Source organism: Methylobacterium persicinum (genome assembly GCF_022179525.1).
Classification (GTDB): domain Bacteria; phylum Pseudomonadota; class Alphaproteobacteria; order Rhizobiales; family Beijerinckiaceae; genus Methylobacterium; species Methylobacterium persicinum.
Genome location: NZ_BPQX01000044.1, coordinates 29,464 through 45,449, shown reverse-complemented (window position 1 = coordinate 45,449; position 15,986 = coordinate 29,464). Strand labels below are relative to the sequence as shown.

Annotated in this window: 18 protein-coding genes; 2 read left to right on the top strand and 16 right to left on the bottom strand. The window is 70.3% G+C overall.

What is annotated here, in order from left to right; all coding sequences use genetic code 11:
• Positions 1-85: 85 nt before the first annotated feature.
• From MFF22_RS18735 to phnG, 9 genes are read right to left on the bottom strand one after another with little or no spacing between them, the layout of a single operon-like run.
• Complete coding sequence (locus tag MFF22_RS18735) at positions 86-325, bottom strand: hypothetical protein (RefSeq protein WP_238250800.1); 240 nt, start codon at positions 323-325, stop codon at positions 86-88.
• Positions 326-384: 59 nt separating this feature from the next.
• Positions 385-921, bottom strand: coding sequence for a phosphonate metabolism protein/1,5-bisphosphokinase (PRPP-forming) PhnN (gene phnN, locus MFF22_RS18730; protein WP_238250798.1), 537 nt, complete (start codon positions 919-921; stop codon positions 385-387).
• A complete protein-coding gene (locus tag MFF22_RS18725) occupies positions 921-2,057 on the bottom strand; it encodes an alpha-D-ribose 1-methylphosphonate 5-triphosphate diphosphatase (RefSeq protein ID WP_238250796.1) in 1,137 nt (378 codons plus the stop codon). Before MFF22_RS18725 ends, phnN begins: the two co-directional genes overlap by 1 nt.
• A 29-nt stretch (positions 2,058-2,086) precedes the next feature.
• Entirely contained in the window at positions 2,087-2,791 is a 705-nt protein-coding gene (gene phnL / locus MFF22_RS18720; protein ID WP_238250794.1) for a phosphonate C-P lyase system protein PhnL, read from the bottom strand.
• Entirely contained in the window at positions 2,788-3,558 is a 771-nt protein-coding gene (gene phnK / locus MFF22_RS18715) for a phosphonate C-P lyase system protein PhnK (protein WP_238250792.1), read from the bottom strand. Before phnK ends, phnL begins: the two co-directional genes overlap by 4 nt.
• Entirely contained in the window at positions 3,555-4,610 is a 1,056-nt protein-coding gene (locus MFF22_RS18710; protein ID WP_283206193.1) for an alpha-D-ribose 1-methylphosphonate 5-phosphate C-P-lyase PhnJ, read from the bottom strand. The genes phnK and MFF22_RS18710 overlap by 4 nt, the downstream gene beginning before the upstream one ends.
• Positions 4,607-5,695, bottom strand: a complete 1,089-nt coding sequence (locus MFF22_RS18705) for a carbon-phosphorus lyase complex subunit (RefSeq protein ID WP_238250790.1) — start codon at positions 5,693-5,695, stop codon at positions 4,607-4,609. Before MFF22_RS18705 ends, MFF22_RS18710 begins: the two co-directional genes overlap by 4 nt.
• A gap of 3 nt (positions 5,696-5,698) precedes the next feature.
• Entirely contained in the window at positions 5,699-6,283 is a 585-nt protein-coding gene (gene phnH / locus MFF22_RS18700) for a phosphonate C-P lyase system protein PhnH (protein WP_238250787.1), read from the bottom strand.
• Between the two features lies 1 nt (position 6,284).
• The gene (gene phnG / locus MFF22_RS18695) at positions 6,285-6,743 is read right to left on the bottom strand and encodes a phosphonate C-P lyase system protein PhnG (protein WP_238250786.1); all 459 of its coding nucleotides are present in this window, start codon (positions 6,741-6,743) and stop codon (positions 6,285-6,287) included.
• Positions 6,744-6,841: 98 nt separating this feature from the next.
• Here phnG and phnF point away from each other — a divergent pair, with 98 nt between their 5' ends.
• Positions 6,842-7,579, top strand: a complete 738-nt coding sequence (gene phnF, locus MFF22_RS18690) for a phosphonate metabolism transcriptional regulator PhnF (RefSeq protein ID WP_238250784.1) — start codon at positions 6,842-6,844, stop codon at positions 7,577-7,579.
• Between the two features lie 331 nt (positions 7,580-7,910).
• On the opposite strand, the gene phnE (MFF22_RS18685) is transcribed toward phnF, so the two are convergent.
• From phnE (MFF22_RS18685) to asd, 7 genes are all read right to left on the bottom strand, one after another.
• Positions 7,911-8,777 carry a phosphonate ABC transporter, permease protein PhnE gene (phnE, locus tag MFF22_RS18685; protein WP_238250782.1) on the bottom strand — a complete coding sequence of 289 codons (867 nt, stop codon included), beginning with the start codon at positions 8,775-8,777 and terminating at the stop codon, positions 7,911-7,913.
• The gene (phnE, locus tag MFF22_RS18680) at positions 8,774-9,655 is read right to left on the bottom strand and encodes a phosphonate ABC transporter, permease protein PhnE (protein WP_238250781.1); all 882 of its coding nucleotides are present in this window, start codon (positions 9,653-9,655) and stop codon (positions 8,774-8,776) included. Before phnE (MFF22_RS18680) ends, phnE (MFF22_RS18685) begins: the two co-directional genes overlap by 4 nt.
• Positions 9,656-9,837: 182 nt before the next feature.
• The gene (phnD, locus tag MFF22_RS18675) at positions 9,838-10,770 is read right to left on the bottom strand and encodes a phosphonate ABC transporter substrate-binding protein (protein ID WP_238250778.1); all 933 of its coding nucleotides are present in this window, start codon (positions 10,768-10,770) and stop codon (positions 9,838-9,840) included.
• A gap of 115 nt (positions 10,771-10,885) precedes the next feature.
• Entirely contained in the window at positions 10,886-11,707 is an 822-nt protein-coding gene (phnC, locus tag MFF22_RS18670; protein ID WP_238250776.1) for a phosphonate ABC transporter ATP-binding protein, read from the bottom strand.
• Positions 11,708-11,917: 210 nt separating this feature from the next.
• Positions 11,918-12,535, bottom strand: a complete 618-nt coding sequence (locus MFF22_RS18665) for a DapH/DapD/GlmU-related protein (RefSeq protein ID WP_238250774.1) — start codon at positions 12,533-12,535, stop codon at positions 11,918-11,920.
• Positions 12,528-13,217 (bottom strand): DUF1045 domain-containing protein, encoded by a 690-nt coding sequence (locus tag MFF22_RS18660; RefSeq protein WP_238250772.1) that lies wholly within the window; start codon positions 13,215-13,217, stop codon positions 12,528-12,530. The genes MFF22_RS18665 and MFF22_RS18660 overlap by 8 nt, the downstream gene beginning before the upstream one ends.
• The gene (gene asd / locus MFF22_RS18655) at positions 13,214-14,113 is read right to left on the bottom strand and encodes an archaetidylserine decarboxylase (protein WP_370877502.1); all 900 of its coding nucleotides are present in this window, start codon (positions 14,111-14,113) and stop codon (positions 13,214-13,216) included. The genes MFF22_RS18660 and asd overlap by 4 nt, the downstream gene beginning before the upstream one ends.
• A 35-nt stretch (positions 14,114-14,148) precedes the next feature.
• On the opposite strand from asd, the gene MFF22_RS18650 reads away from it, so the two are divergent.
• Positions 14,149-15,810, top strand: coding sequence for an aminotransferase class III-fold pyridoxal phosphate-dependent enzyme (locus tag MFF22_RS18650; protein WP_238250754.1), 1,662 nt, complete (start codon positions 14,149-14,151; stop codon positions 15,808-15,810).
• Positions 15,811-15,986: the final 176 nt, after the last annotated feature.

Here is a 15,986-nt window from a genome sequence, read left to right as displayed (position 1 = left end):
GAGGCCCGCTGACGCGGGCACTTCAGGATGAGGGTGTCGGTGGGCGCGATCTGACGACAATCTACCTCGCGAGAGGAAGACTGGATCAGTCGCAGCTTTCCTTGGTGACCGTCTTGCTGTCGCCCATGTCGTTGGTCTTGCGGACGGTCTTGGACGAGCAGCCGTCGCTGCTCTCGCGGGTCTCGACGGTCTTGCGCTCGGTGGACGGGCGGTCGACCACGACGGCGTCGGGGCGGTCGCGCTCGATGACGGTGGTCTGGGCGGCGGCGAAGTGCGGCGTCAGGCCGGCGAGGAGAAGGGCGGCGGCGGGGACGAACAGACGCATGGTGGGCTCCTTGCAATCACAGGTGCCCAGCAACGGTGAACGTCAGAATACGGTTCCGCTTATTTGCCGCCCTGAAGATCACGCAAGAATTGAATCAGTAGTCTGGCGCCCTCCTCCGGCGGCCCGGAATTGTCGATGGTCAGATCCGGCACGACGGGCCCGGTCCGGGCGAGGCGTGCGGCGAGGTTGCCGTCCTCGGGCCGCCCCCGTGCCGCGAGCCGCCGGGCCAGGACATCCGGCGGCGCGGTGATCTCCACCACCACCGTGCCCGGAAAGCGCACCCGCGCCTCCTCGACGACCCGCCGGGACACGTTGCAGACGACACCACAACCGTCGCGGGCGAGCCGCCCCGCCTCCTCGGGCAGGGCATAGCCCAGCCCGTGGGCCTGCCAGGAGAGGGCGAAGCGCCCCTCCGCCGCCATCGCGGAAAACGCCTCCGCCGTGAGCGGCACGTTGTCCTCGTCGGCGGAGGGCGGCCTCGTCACGAGGCGCCTTGGAAAGGCGAAGCGGGGATCGCCCGCCAGATCCGACCTGGCCCGGCGGATCAGGGTGTCCTTGCCCGCGCCGCTCGGGCCGACGACGAGGACGAAGGCCATCAGACGATCCGGATCCCGGCCCGCCAGACTTCGCGCATCACCGGCAGTCCGTCGGCGAGTCGCACGCGGGCGAGGTCGGCGCGTAGGCCCTCCCGCAGCTCGCCCCGGTCGGTGAGGCCGGTGGCGCGGGCAGGGTTGGCCGTGACCGTGGCGATCGCCGCCGACAGGCCAATGCCCGGCACCCGTTCGGGGATGAGGAAGGCCGCCATGGCGAGGCTCGCCGGGACGTAGTCGGAGGACAGGATGTCGAGGAAGCCCGCCTCGGCGAGGTCGTGCGCGGCGACGTTGCCCGAATGCGAGCCGCCCCGGAGCAGGTTCGGCGCCCCCATCATGACGGTAATGCCGCGCCCATGGGCGGCCTCCGCCGCCTCGCGGGTGGTGGGGAATTCGGCGAGCGCCACGCCCTCACCCGCGGCGAGGTCGACATCGGCGAGCGTCGTGTCGTCATGGCTCGCCAGGGGGATGCCCCTGGACCGGGCGAGGGCCACCAGGGCCGGCCGGTTGGCGGCGTTGAGGGCGGTACCCTCGGCGATTTTGCGGGCCGTGGCCGTCCGGATCTCGTCGAGGGAGCGCCCGCCACGGGTGGCGTAGGTCTCGTACTTGCCGATGTCCCGGAACTGCCGCTGCCCCGGCGTGTGGTCCATCAGCGAGATCAGGTCGATGGCGTGGCGGGCGCTGAACGACTCGACGGTCGGCAGCACGTCCGCCGAGGGCAACTCGCAGCGCAGATGCGTGCGGTGCTCGGCCCGGAGCAGGTCACCCCGCCGGGCGGTGTCGATGGCGGAGGCCAGGGCGTCGAGTTCGGAGCCCAGGCCGCTGCCGTCCGGGTCGCTGCCCGCCCGGAGGGAATCGAACACCGTGGTGATGCCCGAGGCCGCGATTTGCGCGTCATAGGCCAGCACCGCGCCCAGGGGATGCCAGCGCACCTTCGGCCGGGGGGCGTAATGGCTCTCCAGATGGTCGGTGTGCAACTCGACGAGGCCGGGGATCAGGTGATCGCCGCCGATATCGAGGCCGCGCTCCGGCGCACGGCCCTCGCCGATCTCCGCGATGAGCCCGTCCGCCACCGCCAGCCAGCCGTGCTGCACCCGGTCGGGCAGGACGAGGGTGGCGTTCTCGATCACGAAATTCTGCATCGGACTCCCGTCCCCTCTTCCTCGTCCTGTCATGCCGCCCGGGCGGTGCCGAACCGCGTGACGTCGATGATCCGTCCGCCGATCGCCTCACGCATGGCGGCGTCATGGACGATGCCGAGGATCGCCGCGCCGGCCGCCCGGCGTTCCTCGATCAGCTCCGCCACGACGGCGCGGTTCTGCCCGTCGAGGGAGGCGGTCGGCTCGTCGAGGAGCAGCACCGGGCGGGGCGCGATGAGGCCGCGGGCGATGTTGACCCGCTGCTGCTCGCCCCCGGAGAAGGTCGCCGGCGGTAGGTCCCACAGCCGCTCGGGCAGGTTGAGCCGGAAGAGGAGATCGCCCGCTCGGTCGCGCGCTTCCCCCTCCGACAGGCCCCCTTCGCGGCCCGCCGCCTCCACCACGTCCTGGGCCGAGACCCGGGGGATCACCCGCAGGAATTGCGAGACGTAGGACATGGTGCGCGCCCTGAGTGCCAGCACCTCCCGGGGCGCGGCCGTGGCCACGTCCACCACCCGTGCGCCGTCGCGGACGAGGATCGCCCCCGTGTCGCAGCGGTAGTTCCCGTAGGCCATGCGCAGGAGCGAGGACTTGCCGGTGCCCGAAGGCCCCCAGAGCACAGCGCATTCCCCCGGGGCGACGGAGAAGTTCGCACCGGCGATCACCGGCAGCACGGCGCCGCCGCGCAGGTGCAGGGTGAAGCTCTTGGCGACGTCGCGGAATTCGAGGGCGGCGGTCATGCGGCGAGCACCGAGGAGACGAGGAGTTGGGTGTAGGCGTCGGCCGGATCGTCGAGCACCTGATCGGTCAGCCCGGTCTCGACCACCCGTCCCGCCCGCATCACGGCGATGCGGTGCGACAGGAGCCGCGCCACGGCGAGGTCGTGGGTCACGATGACCACCGCCAGCCCGAGTTCCCCCGACAGCCGGCGGATCAAGTCGAGCAGCCGCGCCTGCACCGACACGTCGAGGCCGGAGGTCGGCTCGTCCATGAGCACGAGGCGGGGCGCGGTGACGAGGTTGCGGGCGATCTGGAGCCGCTGACGCATGCCGCCCGAGAAGCGGGTCGGCGGGTCGTCGATCCGGTCGGCGGCGATCTCCACCCGGTCGAGCCAGTCGAGGGCGCAGGCGCGGATGTTGCCGTAATGGCGTTCCCCGAGCCCCATCAGCCGCTCGCCGACATTGCCGCCGGCCGACACGGCCATGCGCAAACCCTGCGCCGCGTCCTGCCGGACGAATCCCCAATCGGTCCGCGCCAGGGACCGGAGTTCGGCGGGGCCGATCGCCCCGAGGGCCCGCACCCGGCCCTCCCGGTCGCGGTAACGGATCTCGCCGGCATCCGGCGCGAGTTCCCCGGCAAGCATCGACAGCAGGGTCGACTTGCCGGAGCCCGATTCCCCGACGATCGCCAGGACTTCCCCCTCCGTGATGTCGAGATCGACGCCCGCGCAGGCGATGCGGGGACCGTAGGTCTTGGTGAGCCCGTGGGCCGAGAGCAGCGGGGTCATTGCGCACCCTCCCGGCGGGTCTCGCAGGCATCGGTGTCCGAGCAGATGAACATCCGGCCGCCGGCATCGTCGGTGACCACCTCGTCGAGGTAGTGGCCCTCCGCCCCGCACAGGGCGCAGGGCCGGTCGAAGCTCTGCACTGTGAACGGGTGGTCCTCGAAATCGAGGCTGCGGACCCGGGTATAGGGCGGCACGGCATAGATCCGCCGCTCGCGGCCCGCCCCGAAGAGCTGGAGCGCCGGGCAATCGTCCATCTTGGGGTTGTCGAACTTCGGCGTCGGCGACGGATCCATGACGTAGCGCCCGGCCACTTCGACCGGGTAGGCGTAGGTCGTGGCGATGTGCCCGTGGCGGCTGATGTCCTCGTAGAGCTTCACATGCATCAGGCCGTATTCGGCCAGGGCGTGCATCTGCCGGGTCTCGGTCTCGCGGGGTTCGAGGAAGCGGAGCGGCTCGGGGATCGGCACTTGGTAGACGAGGGTCTGGCCCTCGGTCAGGGGCGTCTCGGGGATGCGGTGGCGGGTCTGGATCACCGTGGCCTCCCCCGTGCGGGTCGTGGTGGCGATCCCGGCGGTCTTGGCGAAGAAGCGGCGGATCGAGACGGCGTTCGTCGTGTCGTCGGCCCCCTGGTCGATGACCTTGAGCACGTCCGACCGGCCGAGGATCGCCGCGGTCACCTGCACGCCGCCCGTGCCCCACCCATAGGGCATCGGCATCTCGCGGGAGGCGAAGGGCACCTGATAGCCCGGCACCGCGACCGCCTTGAGCAAGGCCCGGCGGATCATCCGCTTGGTGCCTTCGTCCAGGTAGGCGAAGTTGTAGGCGGCGTCCCCTCTCCCCGCCTGCGGGGAGAGGGTTTTGCCGACATCGTCGTCGGCGAAAAGAGGCGGCAGCCGGGGGTGAGGGAGCTCTCCGGAGAAAGCGCCGCCCACCGCGCCTCCCTCACCATCGCCCTTCGGGCTTGCCGCGCCGACGACGAGGTCATCGCGGCCCTCTCCCCGCAGGCGGGGAGAAGGGTGGGCGTCCGTCCCAAAGGTGCGTGCGTCGCTCATTCCGCGGCCTCCCGCTTATCTTCGGCCTCGGCGCGCATCCGCCGGACCAGTTCCAGCTCGGCCTGGAAGTCGACGTAATGGGGCAGCTTCAGGTGCTCGACGAAGCCGGTCGCCTGGAGGCTGTCGCAATGGGCGAGCACGAATTCCTGATCCTGGGCCGGACTCGCCAGGGGCTCGCCGAGCTCGCTCGCCCGGAGCGCCCGATCGACGAGGGCCATGGCCATCGCCTTGCGTTCGCTCTGGCCGAAGACCAACCCGTAGCCCCGGGTGAATTGTGGCGGCACCTCGCGGGAGCCCTTGAACTGGTTGACCATCTGGCACTCGGTGACCTGCATAGTCCCGAGGAGCACGGGGAAGCCCAGCTCCTCCGGCACGAACTCGACCGCGACGGTCCCGACGCGGACCTCGCCGACGAAGGGGTGGGTGCGCCCGTAGCCGCGCTGGGTTGAGTAGCCCAGCGCCAGGATGAAGCCCTCGTCCCCCCGCGCCAGGGCCTGGAGCCTCGTCGAGCGGTCACAGGGAAAATCCACGGGTTCGCGGGTGATGTCCCCGAGCGGCGTGCCGTCGTCCTGCGGAGACGGCTCGATCAGCCCGTCCCTGCCGAGGAGGTCGGTCACCCGCGGGGTCGCAGCGGCATCCTCCCGGGGCTCGGCCTCCGCCGCCGGCTCGAGCTGCTCCCCCTCGGCGAGGCCGAAATCCACGAGGCGGTGCGTGTAATCGAAGGTGGGCCCCAGCACCTGCCCGCCCGGCAGGTCCTTGAACGTCGCGGAGATTCGCCGGGACAGGGTCATCCGGCCGGTCTCGAGGGGGACCGAGGCGCCAAAGCGCGGCAAGGTGGTGCGGAACGCCCGCACCAAGAACACCGCCTCGACCACGTCGCCCCGCGCCTGCTTGAGGGCGAGGGCCGCAAGATCGGGATCGTTCAGGGAACCCTCGGCCATCACCCGGTCCACGAGGAGGGCCATCTGCTCGCGGATCTGCGCAACGGTGAGGTCCGGCACCGCCGGATCGCCCCGGCGAACCTCGGCGAGGAGCCGGTGGGCGTTGTCGATGGCGGCCTCGCCGCCCTTCACGGCCACGTACATGGCTCAGCCCTCCACGGCGGTCGAGCGCGGCAGCCCGGCGAGACGCCCGGGCGCGGCGAGGAGGATATCGACGCCGAGGGGAAACCCGGCATGGTTCTCGCGCAAAGCCGCCGGCCAGCCCGGGGGCAGGGGCGCCAGGGCAAGCTCCGCCGCGCCGCGGATACCCGGGCCCGTCAGGCGCAGCCCCGGCCCGGCCTCGATCCGGTCGAGGGCGAGGACCAGGGTGGTGGAAGTATCGGGATAGGCCGGCGTGCCCGCCGCGAAGTCGGCGAGGGGCGGACACCGCTCCGCCTCCCGCACGAGGGCGAAGGCCGCCCGGGCGGGATCCGCGGTGGTGGGTGCACCCGTGTGGAAGCGAAGGTAGGCGGCGACATCGTGCCCGGCGGCCAGGGCCGGATCGAGCCAGACCGGCGTGTCGCCGTCCGTCAGCGCCAGGGCAATTGCGGCGAGTTCCGGCGTCAGCGGCGCGGGCGGGTCGAGCCGGGCGGGGATGGCATGGATCGTACCCGGCCGCGCAAGGGCGTCGAGCACGGCGCGGAAGACGCCCTGGGACTCGTGAACAGGGTCGCGGAAGCCGGCACGGAGCATGTCAGTCCTCCCCGCGGGCGAGGGTCAGGAAATCGACCCGCGTTGCGGCCGTGCGACGGGCTTGAGCGGCGGCGTCCGCCGCCGCCCGCCGGGCCACCGGGGCAAGCGCCTCCTCGACGCCCGGCCGGTCCGCCTCCCCCTGCCAGAGGGCATCGAGGATCGCCGCACGGCGGGCGCGGGCGCGGTCGCGGCCGAGATGATAGGCGAACCCGGTGCGCCCATCCGCCAGCCGTACCGCGGCGCGGGTGACGCTAACTTCGCCCAGGTTGAAGGGCCGCCCATCCCCGCCGATCCGGCCCGTGGCCATCACGAGGCCGATCTCCGGCGCGCGGATGTCCTCGGCCCCCGGCGCGGCGAGTCCGGCCAGGGCGGTGGCGAGTTCCTGGCCCGTCGCCGCGGCGCACAGGGCCATCACGGCCCTGCGGGCCTGCGTCTGTGATCCCTGATCTGTCACCGCCATCGTCGCCTCCGATGTTGTCTAGATATGTAGACAACTAGCGCCGGCAGAGCAAATGAAGTTTGTATGACGCCGTCGCGGCAGGTTGCGTGGGAGGACGGGTGAGCGAGCTGATCGAAGCGTTGCGCCGGGGCGAGGGCTTGGCGGCGTGGCGGCAGATCGCGGACGCGCTGGAAGGGGAAATCGCCGCGGGCCAACTGGCCCAGGGCGCGCAACTCCCCACCGAAGCCGCGCTGGCAGTGCGCTTCGCCGTAAACCGCCACACCGTGCGCCGGGCCCTGGCCGCCCTGGCGGAGCGTGGGCTCGTGCGGGCCAGCCAGGGGCGGGGCACCTTCGTGGAGGTGCCGCCCCTCGCCTATCCGATCGGCCGGCGGACCCGCTTCTCCGAGATCGTGACCGGCGCCGGCCGGGAGCCCTGGGGTGACCTCATCTCCCAGAGCGAGGGCGCCGCGAGCCCCGAGGTGGCGGCGATGCTGGCGGTGCCCGAGGGCGCGCCACTCCTCGAATTGGTCACCGTGCACCGGGCGGACGGCGTCCCGCTTTCGACGGCCCGGACATGGCTCCCCCTGCCCCGCTTCGCCGGCTTCGCGGGGGCCTACGAGACCTCTGGCTCGATCACCCGGGCCCTGGCCGCCTGCGGCGTGCCCGACTACACAAGGCTCTCGACGCGCATCCGCGCCCGTATGGCGGAACCCGCCGAGGCCGTACGGCTCGACCTCACGCCCGGGCGAGCGGTCATCGTGGTCTCCAGCGTCAACGTCGATGGCGAAGGCCTCCCCGTGCAGGCCAACCGCGCCGTCTTCGCCGCCGACCGGGTGGAACTCGTGGTGGGCAGCTAGCCCATTTTCGGGAAGCGTTGGATCGCCTCCGTTCCGGTGCCGCCTCTCCGTCTTTGTGAGCGAAGCGAAACAATCCAGGGCTGCGGGACCTCTCAGGATGGTGCGGATTCCAGGGTCGCTTCGCTCGCAATGACCGTGGGGGGAGTGATCCAAGGATCACAGGAAGCGCTCTAGTGCAGTGACGCACTCACTCCGTTCATGCGCCCCTGCCCTAGATCCCTGTTTTTGCATCAATTTTTCCAGACACGGCTGAAGCCTTCGTCTGGATCGATGCAATAGGAGCCCCGTCGCCCATCGCCGGCCATTCCTCCCGGGGCCGCGGCCATCGCCATCAACGGCTGCCGCCGATGATGGCCCGGCGCAGGCGCCCCGAGATCCAGTCGATCGCCGCAACGGTCACGAGGATCATCAGGACGAGGAAGGCGACCTGCTGCAGTTCCAGCACGCGGATCAGCTCGGTGAGATACTGGCCGATGCCCCCCGCGCCGACGATGCCGATGATCGTCGCCGAGCGGGTATTGGACTCAAAGAAGTACAGGACCTGGCTCGCCAGAACCGGCAGCACGCCGGGAATGAGCCCGAAGCGGATCCGGTGGAGCGACGAGCCCCCCGACGCCAGCACGCCCTCGGCGGGCCTGCGGTCGCAGGTCTCGATCGCCTCGGAGAACAGCTTGCCGAAGGCGCCGAAATCCGAGCACGCGATGGCGAGCGCCCCGGCAAAGGGGCCGAGGCCGACGACGTTGATCCAGATCAGCGCCCAGATCAGCACATCGACGGAGCGCATCACGTCGAGGCCGCGACGGACGGCGAAACGGGCGAAGGGGTTCGGCACCACGTTCCGCGCCGCCAGGAAAGCCACCGGAAAGGCGAACAGCGCCGCCGTCAGCGTGCCGAGGAAGGCGATGCCGAGGGTTTCGGCCAGGGCGTGGAGGAAGACACCGAAGCGTCCGGCGGCACTCGGCGGAAACATCTCCAGGGCGAACCCGCCGAGGCGCCCGAGCCCGTGGAAGATCCGCGCCAGAGAGAAATCGAGGGTCCACAATCCGTAGGCGGTGAGGCCGGCGATCCCGGCGAGGACGGCCGCCCCCCGAAGCCGCTCCGACCAGTCTGTGCGGAACTGGTCGGGATGCCGGGCGCGCAGGGCGTCGAGATCGGCCAGGGCCGCCTCACGCAAGCTCGCGGCGGGACGCTCCGTCATCGCTCGCCCTCCCCGTCGATGAGACGATGGCGCAACTTCTCGGTGCCGAGATCGATGGCGAAGACGGTGAGCACGATCATCAGGAGGATCGCGCTCACGTCCGAATAATAGAAGTTGCGGATCGCCACGAGGAGTTCCTGCCCGATCCCGCCCGCGCCGACGAAGCCCATTACCCCGGCCCCACGGACGTTGATCTCGAAGCGCAGGAGCGCATAGCTCGCGAAGTTCGACAGGACCTGCGGCAGCACGGCGAAGCGCACTATCTCGACCCAGCTCGCCCCCGTCCCGGTCAAGCCCTCGACGGGCTTCATGTCGATGTTCTCGACGACCTCCGAGAACAGCTTGCCGAGCGCCCCCGTCGTGTGGATCGCCAGGGCCAGCACGCCGACCATCGGGCCGAGGCCGAAGGCGATGACGAAGATCAGGGCGAAGACGATCTCCGGCACCGTGCGGCAGATCTCAAGATACCGCTTGGCCGCGAACCGGATGGCGGGGCTCTTCACAAGGTTGCCCGCCGCGACGAAGCACAGGACGAATCCGCCCACCGCCCCGAGCAGCGTGCCGAGATAGGCCATCAGGAGGGTCTCGCCGAGGAGGGACAGCCATTTCGGCAGGCCCCAGTACCATTCGGCCAGATCCGTCCCCAGGTGATCGGGCCGGAGCACCGGCATGATCTGGCCGAGATAGGCCGTGAACTTCCCGATATTGCCGGCCAGGACGAGGGGACGCACTTCGGCGGCGTAGGAGGCCAGCACCAGCAGCACGGCCAGGACGGCGAGGCTGGCGAGCATCCGGCGCCGGGCAACGGCCCGTTCGGCGGCATAGCGGCCGACCAGATCCGCGGCCCGCTGCGGCGGAAGGGGCGTCAGGCGGCGCAAGGCTCGCTCATCGGTCTCGGCTCCGGCACCACATTCTCGAATCCTTTTCCGTCATTGCAAGCGGAGCAAAGCAATCCAGGGAAACGCGCGCTGGACCGGCGTGGCGCGTAGGCCTCGAAGGCCCCATCCTGAGGTGCGTGTTTGAGCGGGCACCTCAGGATGGAACGAAGGCTGGCAGAGACTTACGACTTCCGCCGCTGCTCGTCGTTGAAGCGCAGCATGTCGATGATCGGCTGGTAATCCTTCAGGGTGACCGGGGTCAGACCCTTGTCCTTGCCGTCGGAAAGCTTGTCGAAGGCAGCCTTGTCGTTCTTGGCGAAGTCCTCGAAGGCGGTGCGGATCTTCGTCTTCAGATCGGCCGGGAGGCTCTCCAGCATCGCGAACGGGCCTTCGGGCAGGAAGTCGGACTTGAACACCACCCGGAAGTCCGATTGCTTCATCGGGCTGCCGTCGGCGTTCTTCAAGAGGCCCTTGGCGGCCATCCGGGTGACCATGGTGTCGTCTTCGGTGTTCCAGAGGTTCGCCGCAGCGTCGGCCGTACCCTGGGTCAGGGCGAGGACGGCGTTCTCGTGGCTGCCGGCGAAGAAAGTCTTGCCGAAGAACTTGTCGACCTCGTAGCCGGCCCGTTTCAGAAAGAAGCGCGGCGCCTGATTGCCGGAGGTGGAGTTCGGATCGACGAGGGCGAGGTTCTTGCCCTTCAGATCCTCGATGGTCTTGTAGGGGCTGTCGGCCTTCACGTAGATCACCGAGTAATAGCCCGAGGCGCCGGTCTGGTGCTTCTGGTTGACGATGGGCTCGATCTTCACGCCGGTCATCACCGCCCGAGCGAAGGAGGCCGGGCCGTAGAAGGCGATCTGGATGTTCCCGGCCCGCTGACCCTCGATCACCGCAGCGTAATCGTTGGCGATCCGCAGCTTCACCGGCACGCCGATGGCCTTGGTGAGGTAATCGGCGAGGGGGCCGTAGCGGTCGCTCGTGCCGGAGGCGTTCTCGGCCGGGATCACGCCCAGGGTCAGTTCGGGATACTGCGCCTTCCAGTCGTCGCCCGCATGGGCCGCGCCGCCGAGAAGCCCGAGCGCCAGGGCGGCGCCGGCCAGGGTCCGTCTCGTGATCATGCTCATCTCCGTTCGCAGGTCGTCCGTTCGCAGGTCGGCGCCCCGGTCTCGTCCGGGGTCGTGACGGGGCGTTTCCTCGGGACCGGCGCCGGCATCCGGCGGCCGGGTTGCCGTCTCAGGCGCCGATCGCGGCCTCGCGGATCGGGCAGGCGGGAAGGGGGCGCAGCGCCGGGGCGGCGGGCTCGTCGTCCAGCACCTCCCCCGCTTCGAGGCCATAGAGGCGACGGGCCACGTCCTCGGTGAGATCGAAGCCGCGCCCGTCGAACACGACGCGCCCGGCGACGAGGCCCACGAGGCGGTCGCAATAGGCCCGGGCGAGATCCAGCGAATGGAGGTTGCAGACCACGGTGATGCCGTAGCGCTTGTTCACGTCCGCCAGGGCATCCATCACGAGACGGGTGTTGCGAGGGTCGAGGGACGCGACCGGCTCGTCGGCCAGGATGATCTCCGGCTCCTGGACCAGGGCGCGGGCGATGGCGACCCGCTGCTGCTGGCCGCCGGAGAGCTGGTCGGCCCGGATGGCCGCGAACTGCCCCATGTCGAACCCATCCAGGGCCGCGAGCGCCATGGCCCGGTCGGCCTCGGACCACATCCGCAGGAGCGAGCGATGGCTCGGCACGTGGCTCAGCCGGCCCATCAGGACGTTGGTCATCACGTCCAGACGGCCGACGAGGTTGAACTGCTGGAAGATCATCGCACAGCGGGCCCGCCAGTCGCGCAGACGGCGGCCCCTGAGGGCGGTGACGTCCGTGGTCCCGTGGAGGATCCGTCCGGAGGTCGGCTCCGCCAAGCGGTTGAGCAGGCGCAAAAGGGTGGATTTGCCGGCGCCTGACCGGCCGATCACCCCGACGAAGCTCCCCGGCTCGATGCGCAGGGAGACGCCGTCCAAGGCGCGGCGATCACCATACTGGCGCGTCAGGTTTTCGATGACGAGCATTCGGAGACCCGCGGGTGGCTCGGTCCCGTAGACACAGCTTGGACGACGGTTGGATGACAATTGCCGGCGAAGTATTTCCGCCGTTCACCACTCTCACCCGTCATCGCGAATGCAGCAAAGCAATTCAGGGATGTGCCTTGTCCTGACACGCCCCGCTGCTCTGGATGGCATCGATTCGCTCGCAATGACGGCGGGGGAGTGCCGCCGCCCCTATCCGCCGTGACGCTCCAGGAACTCCTCGATGGCGAGGCTGCGGAAATCCGGCAGGGCCCGGCGGAGGCGCTCGTGGTCCCAGTCCCACCATGCGAGGCGCTGGAGCCGTTCGGCGATGTCCACCGGGAACCGCCCGCGCACGGGCCGCGCCGGGTTTCCGACGACGATGGTGTAGGGGGCCACGTCCCGGGTGACGATGGACCCCGCCCCGATCACCGCCCCGGTCCCGACGGTGCGGCCTGGCAGGATGATCGCGCCGTGGCCGATCCAGACATCGTGGCCTATGGTCACCGGACTCGCCCGGCGGCGGTCGAAGAACGCGTCCTCGTCCGCCTCGTCGGGCCAGTAGGCCCGGGCGCGATAGGTGAAATGCGCTTGGCTTGGCCGCTCCATCGGATGGTTGCCGGGGTTGATGCGCACGCTGGCGGCGATGGACGTGAACTTGCCCACCGTCGTGTAGATCACCTCCCCATCCTCGACGATGTAGGAATAGTCGCCGAGTTCGGTCTCGGTCAGGCGGGTGCGGGCGCCGATCTCCGTGTAGCGCCCGAGCCGGCAGGCGGTCACCCGCGCACTCGGATCGACGGTCGGGCTCTCGCTCAAGGACTTAGCCATGTCCGTCTCCGAAAGGGATGCGGGCCAGCAGGCGGAACGGCGCGCCCGCGTCCTGCCGCAGGAGGCCCAGCGAGGTGATCGTCAGGGGCCCGGCGCCACTTCCGGCGAAGGCGGCCGCGAGGCGCGACCGCCAGCCCTCCAGTTCGTCGTCGGGCAGGGCATCGGTGAGGGTCATGTGGAAGCGGAACTCCTCGAACACATGAGGGTAGCCCCATCGGTCGAGGAGTGCCCGGCCCCGGGGGCTCAGCCGCTCGGGCCGGCGCTTGGCCCGCTCGGCCTCGTTCAGGGGTGCCCGCAGCGAGTCGAGGGCGGCGACGCATTCGGCCGCCAGCAGGCCCAGGGCGGGCGGCGGCGCCACCGGCACCAGGGCAATGAAGCGGCCGAGCGCCACGACGGCGAGTGCGCCGACGGCGACCGGCGGGTGGGCGGCCGCCAGACGCTGCGCCTCGGCCAGGAGCTCGGCCTCCGTGCGGCCGGGCGCAAGGCGCATCGGCGCCTTCAGGGTGGCGTGGAAGCCGTAGACGCGGGGGGCGACCGTGACGGCGGCGAGATCCGTCAGTCCCTCGGGATGAGGGACGGCTTCGCCCGTCACGTTGTCGATGCCGAGCACCGCCCGGCCGAAGGCGTCCAGCGCCGAACCCGACTCCGGCAGGGCATAGATCGCGTAGCGGGGTTCACTCATCTCACGTCACCAAGATCCTTGCCCCGCGCCGTCGCCGGCGCCCGCAGCAGCGGCTCGCCCATGCGCAGCCGCGCGCCCTCGCACAAGGTAGGGTCGAGGGTGTAGCCGGGCGGGGCCAGGACCACGATGGTCGAGCCGTGCTCGAACCAGCCCATCTCCGCGCCCTTCGACAGCCTCGCCGTGCAGGGCAGCGTCCGCCCCCCCGTGGCACGGAGGTCGCCGCCCTCCCGCAGGAAGCTGAGCTTCAGCCCCGCCACGAGGATCGCCGCCACCGGCACCAGGGTCATGGCCGCGCCATCCCCGAGGCGCACCCGGATCACGGCGCGCTCGTTGCGGCAGAACAGGGCTTCGACCCGCTTCAGGGCGATCGGGTTCACGTTCCAGGTGTCGCCCCAGAGATGGCGCACGGATTCGACCGCGAGGTCCGCGGGGGCGTGGAAGCGGTGGTACATCCCGGCCGTCAAACGCAGGGTCGCATAGGCGCAGCCCTCGTGGGCCCGGCCGAGGGCTTCATCCTGCAGCAGGTCGGCGAGGCGGTAAGGGCTGCCCTTCACCTGCAGCACTTGGCCGGCGGCGACGGTGCCGTGGGCGCCGAGCAGCGCATCCGACGGGCTGACGAGGACGGATGGATCCTGAGCGACCGGCCGGGCACCGGGGCGCAATTCGCGCACGAAGGCGGCGTGCAGGCTCGCGAAGCGCTCCTCTTTCGCGTCGGCGAGATCGACGTCGCAGAACAGCCGCCAGAGGCCGATGGAGGCGTCGCGGACGAGGGGCTGCTCGATCCGGCTGATCCACCCCATCGCCCGCGTCGCGAGGCGGCGGGGCAGCCGGTTGGTGAGGAGGAAGTTCAGATCCTCCTGGGCGCCGATGCGGCCCAGCGCCGAACGAAGCGTCATCATACCGTGAACCGTTCCCGTTAGCCGCGACCGCTATGGACGCGCTTCTCACATCCCTGTCGGCCGCCGCGGCGGTCGCCCTTGCCCTGCCCCCGGCCGTGCGGCGCCTTCAGCTGTCCCGGGCCAAACATCCCTCGCTCACCGGCCATGCCCGGATGGCGAGGCGAATCGCCCGGCAGATCCCGGCTTATGCCTACGATTCGCGACAGTTCTTCCGCGCCGACGACGCGCCGGAGACGGTGGCCGCGGCGCGGGAAGCCGCCTTCGCCCGCTTGTCGGAGCTGTTCCGCACCCGGTTTGCGAAGAGCCGGGCCGAGACGGACGCCGTTCGCCCCGGCCTGTCGGACCTGCAATTCACCGGCCTCTACCGGGTGCCGTTCCAGTTCGCAGAGCCCGTGCGGTCGAATCTCGGCGCGGGGGCGTTCATGGCGGCCTCCAACGGGGTGACCGTCACCGATCTCGACGGCAACATCTTCTACGACCTCGCAGGCTCCTACGGCGTGAACCTGTTCGGGGTCGATTTCTACCGCAGCTGCATGGAGGACGGGGCGGCCCGGGTCGCCGACCTCGGCCCGGTGCTCGGCTCCCTGCATCCGGTCGTGGCCGGCAATGTCACCCGGCTGCGGGCCCTGTCCGGCCTCGACGAGGTGTCTTTCCACATGTCCGGCACCGAGGCCGTGATGCAGGCGGTGCGCCTCGCCCGCTATCACACGGGCAGGCGGCGGATCGTGCGCTTCTGCGGTGCCTATCACGGCTGGTGGGGCGACGTGCAGCCGGGGATCGGCAACCCCGTCGCTGCCAACGACACGCTGACCCTCTCCGAGATGTCGGAACGGACGCTCCATGTCCTTGCCACCCGAAGGGACGTGGCCTGCGTCCTCGTGAACCCGCTGCAGGCGATGCATCCCAATGCCGGCGCCCCCTCCGATTCGGCCCTGATCGACAGCAGCCGCAGCGCGCATTTCGACCGGAACGCCTACGCGGAATGGCTCGCCCGCCTGCGGGAGGTCTGCACCCAGCGCGGCATCGTGCTGATCCTCGACGAGGTCTTCCTGGGCTTCCGCCTCGCGAAGGGGGGCGCGCAGGAGTATTTCAACGTGCGCGCTGATCTCGTGACCTACGGCAAGACCCTGGGTGGCGGCCTGCCTGTCGGCGTGCTCTGCGGCCGGGCCGACCTGATGCGCCGCTTCCGGGCGGATCGGCCGGTGGACATCTGCTTCGCCCGCGGCACCTTCAACGCCCACCCGCAGGTGATGGGCGCCATGAGCGCCTTCCTCGATCGGTTGGAAACGCCGGAGGTGGAAGCCCTCTACCGGGGGCTCGACGCCACCTGGGACGGCCGGGCCGCCGCCCTGAATCAGCGCCTGGAGGCGGAGAACCTGCCCGTGCGGGTCGCCAACTTCTCGACCGTTTGGACGGTGCTCTATACGCGGCCGTCCCGCTATAACTGGATGCTGCAATTCTACATGCGGGCGGCGGGGCTTCACCTGTCGTGGGTCGGGACCGGCCGGCTGATCTTCAGCCTCGCCTACACCGATTCCGATTTCGCCGCGGTGGCCGACCGCTTCGTGGCCGCCTGCGCGGCGATGAAGGCCGACGGCTGGTGGGACGGGCCGGAGACCACCAACAAGGCGATTCGCCGGTCGGTGCTGAAGGAAGCGGCGCGGGTGCGCTTCGGTCTTCCGCCGCGGGGGTGACGCCCTGCGTGTCGCATTCGTCATTGCGAGCGAAGCGAAGCAATCCAGGGACACGCCCCATCGGGAGGCGGCCCGCTGCCCTGGGTCGCTTCACTCCTTTCGCGATGACGGCGCGGGTTGCATTCCCGTCGTTGCGTGCGCAGCGATGAAGGTACGGGACTCGGTGTGCACGCCGA

Coding starts and splice junctions, on each gene's coding strand:
- phnN (WP_238250798.1), bottom strand. CDS start 921: ATGGCCTTCGTCCTCGTCGTCGGCCCGAGCGGCGCGGGCAAGGACACC.
- MFF22_RS18660 (WP_238250772.1), bottom strand. CDS start 13,217: ATGAGTGAACCCCGCTACGCGATCTATGCCCTGCCGGAGTCGGGTTCG.
- MFF22_RS18710 (WP_283206193.1), bottom strand. CDS start 4,610: ATGAGCGACGCACGCACCTTTGGGACGGACGCCCACCCTTCTCCCCGC.
- phnE (WP_238250782.1), bottom strand. CDS start 8,777: ATGACGGAGCGTCCCGCCGCGAGCTTGCGTGAGGCGGCCCTGGCCGAT.
- phnG (WP_238250786.1), bottom strand. CDS start 6,743: ATGGCGGTGACAGATCAGGGATCACAGACGCAGGCCCGCAGGGCCGTG.
- MFF22_RS18725 (WP_238250796.1), bottom strand. CDS start 2,057: ATGCAGAATTTCGTGATCGAGAACGCCACCCTCGTCCTGCCCGACCGG.
- phnL (WP_238250794.1), bottom strand. CDS start 2,791: ATGACCGCCGCCCTCGAATTCCGCGACGTCGCCAAGAGCTTCACCCTG.
- phnK (WP_238250792.1), bottom strand. CDS start 3,558: ATGACCCCGCTGCTCTCGGCCCACGGGCTCACCAAGACCTACGGTCCC.
- phnD (WP_238250778.1), bottom strand. CDS start 10,770: ATGATCACGAGACGGACCCTGGCCGGCGCCGCCCTGGCGCTCGGGCTT.
- MFF22_RS18705 (WP_238250790.1), bottom strand. CDS start 5,695: ATGTACGTGGCCGTGAAGGGCGGCGAGGCCGCCATCGACAACGCCCAC.
- phnC (WP_238250776.1), bottom strand. CDS start 11,707: ATGCTCGTCATCGAAAACCTGACGCGCCAGTATGGTGATCGCCGCGCC.
- phnH (WP_238250787.1), bottom strand. CDS start 6,283: ATGCTCCGTGCCGGCTTCCGCGACCCTGTTCACGAGTCCCAGGGCGTC.
- MFF22_RS18650 (WP_238250754.1), top strand. CDS start 14,149: ATGGACGCGCTTCTCACATCCCTGTCGGCCGCCGCGGCGGTCGCCCTT.
- MFF22_RS18735 (WP_238250800.1), bottom strand. CDS start 325: ATGCGTCTGTTCGTCCCCGCCGCCGCCCTTCTCCTCGCCGGCCTGACG.
- asd (WP_370877502.1), bottom strand. CDS start 14,113: ATGACGCTTCGTTCGGCGCTGGGCCGCATCGGCGCCCAGGAGGATCTG.
- MFF22_RS18665 (WP_238250774.1), bottom strand. CDS start 12,535: ATGGCTAAGTCCTTGAGCGAGAGCCCGACCGTCGATCCGAGTGCGCGG.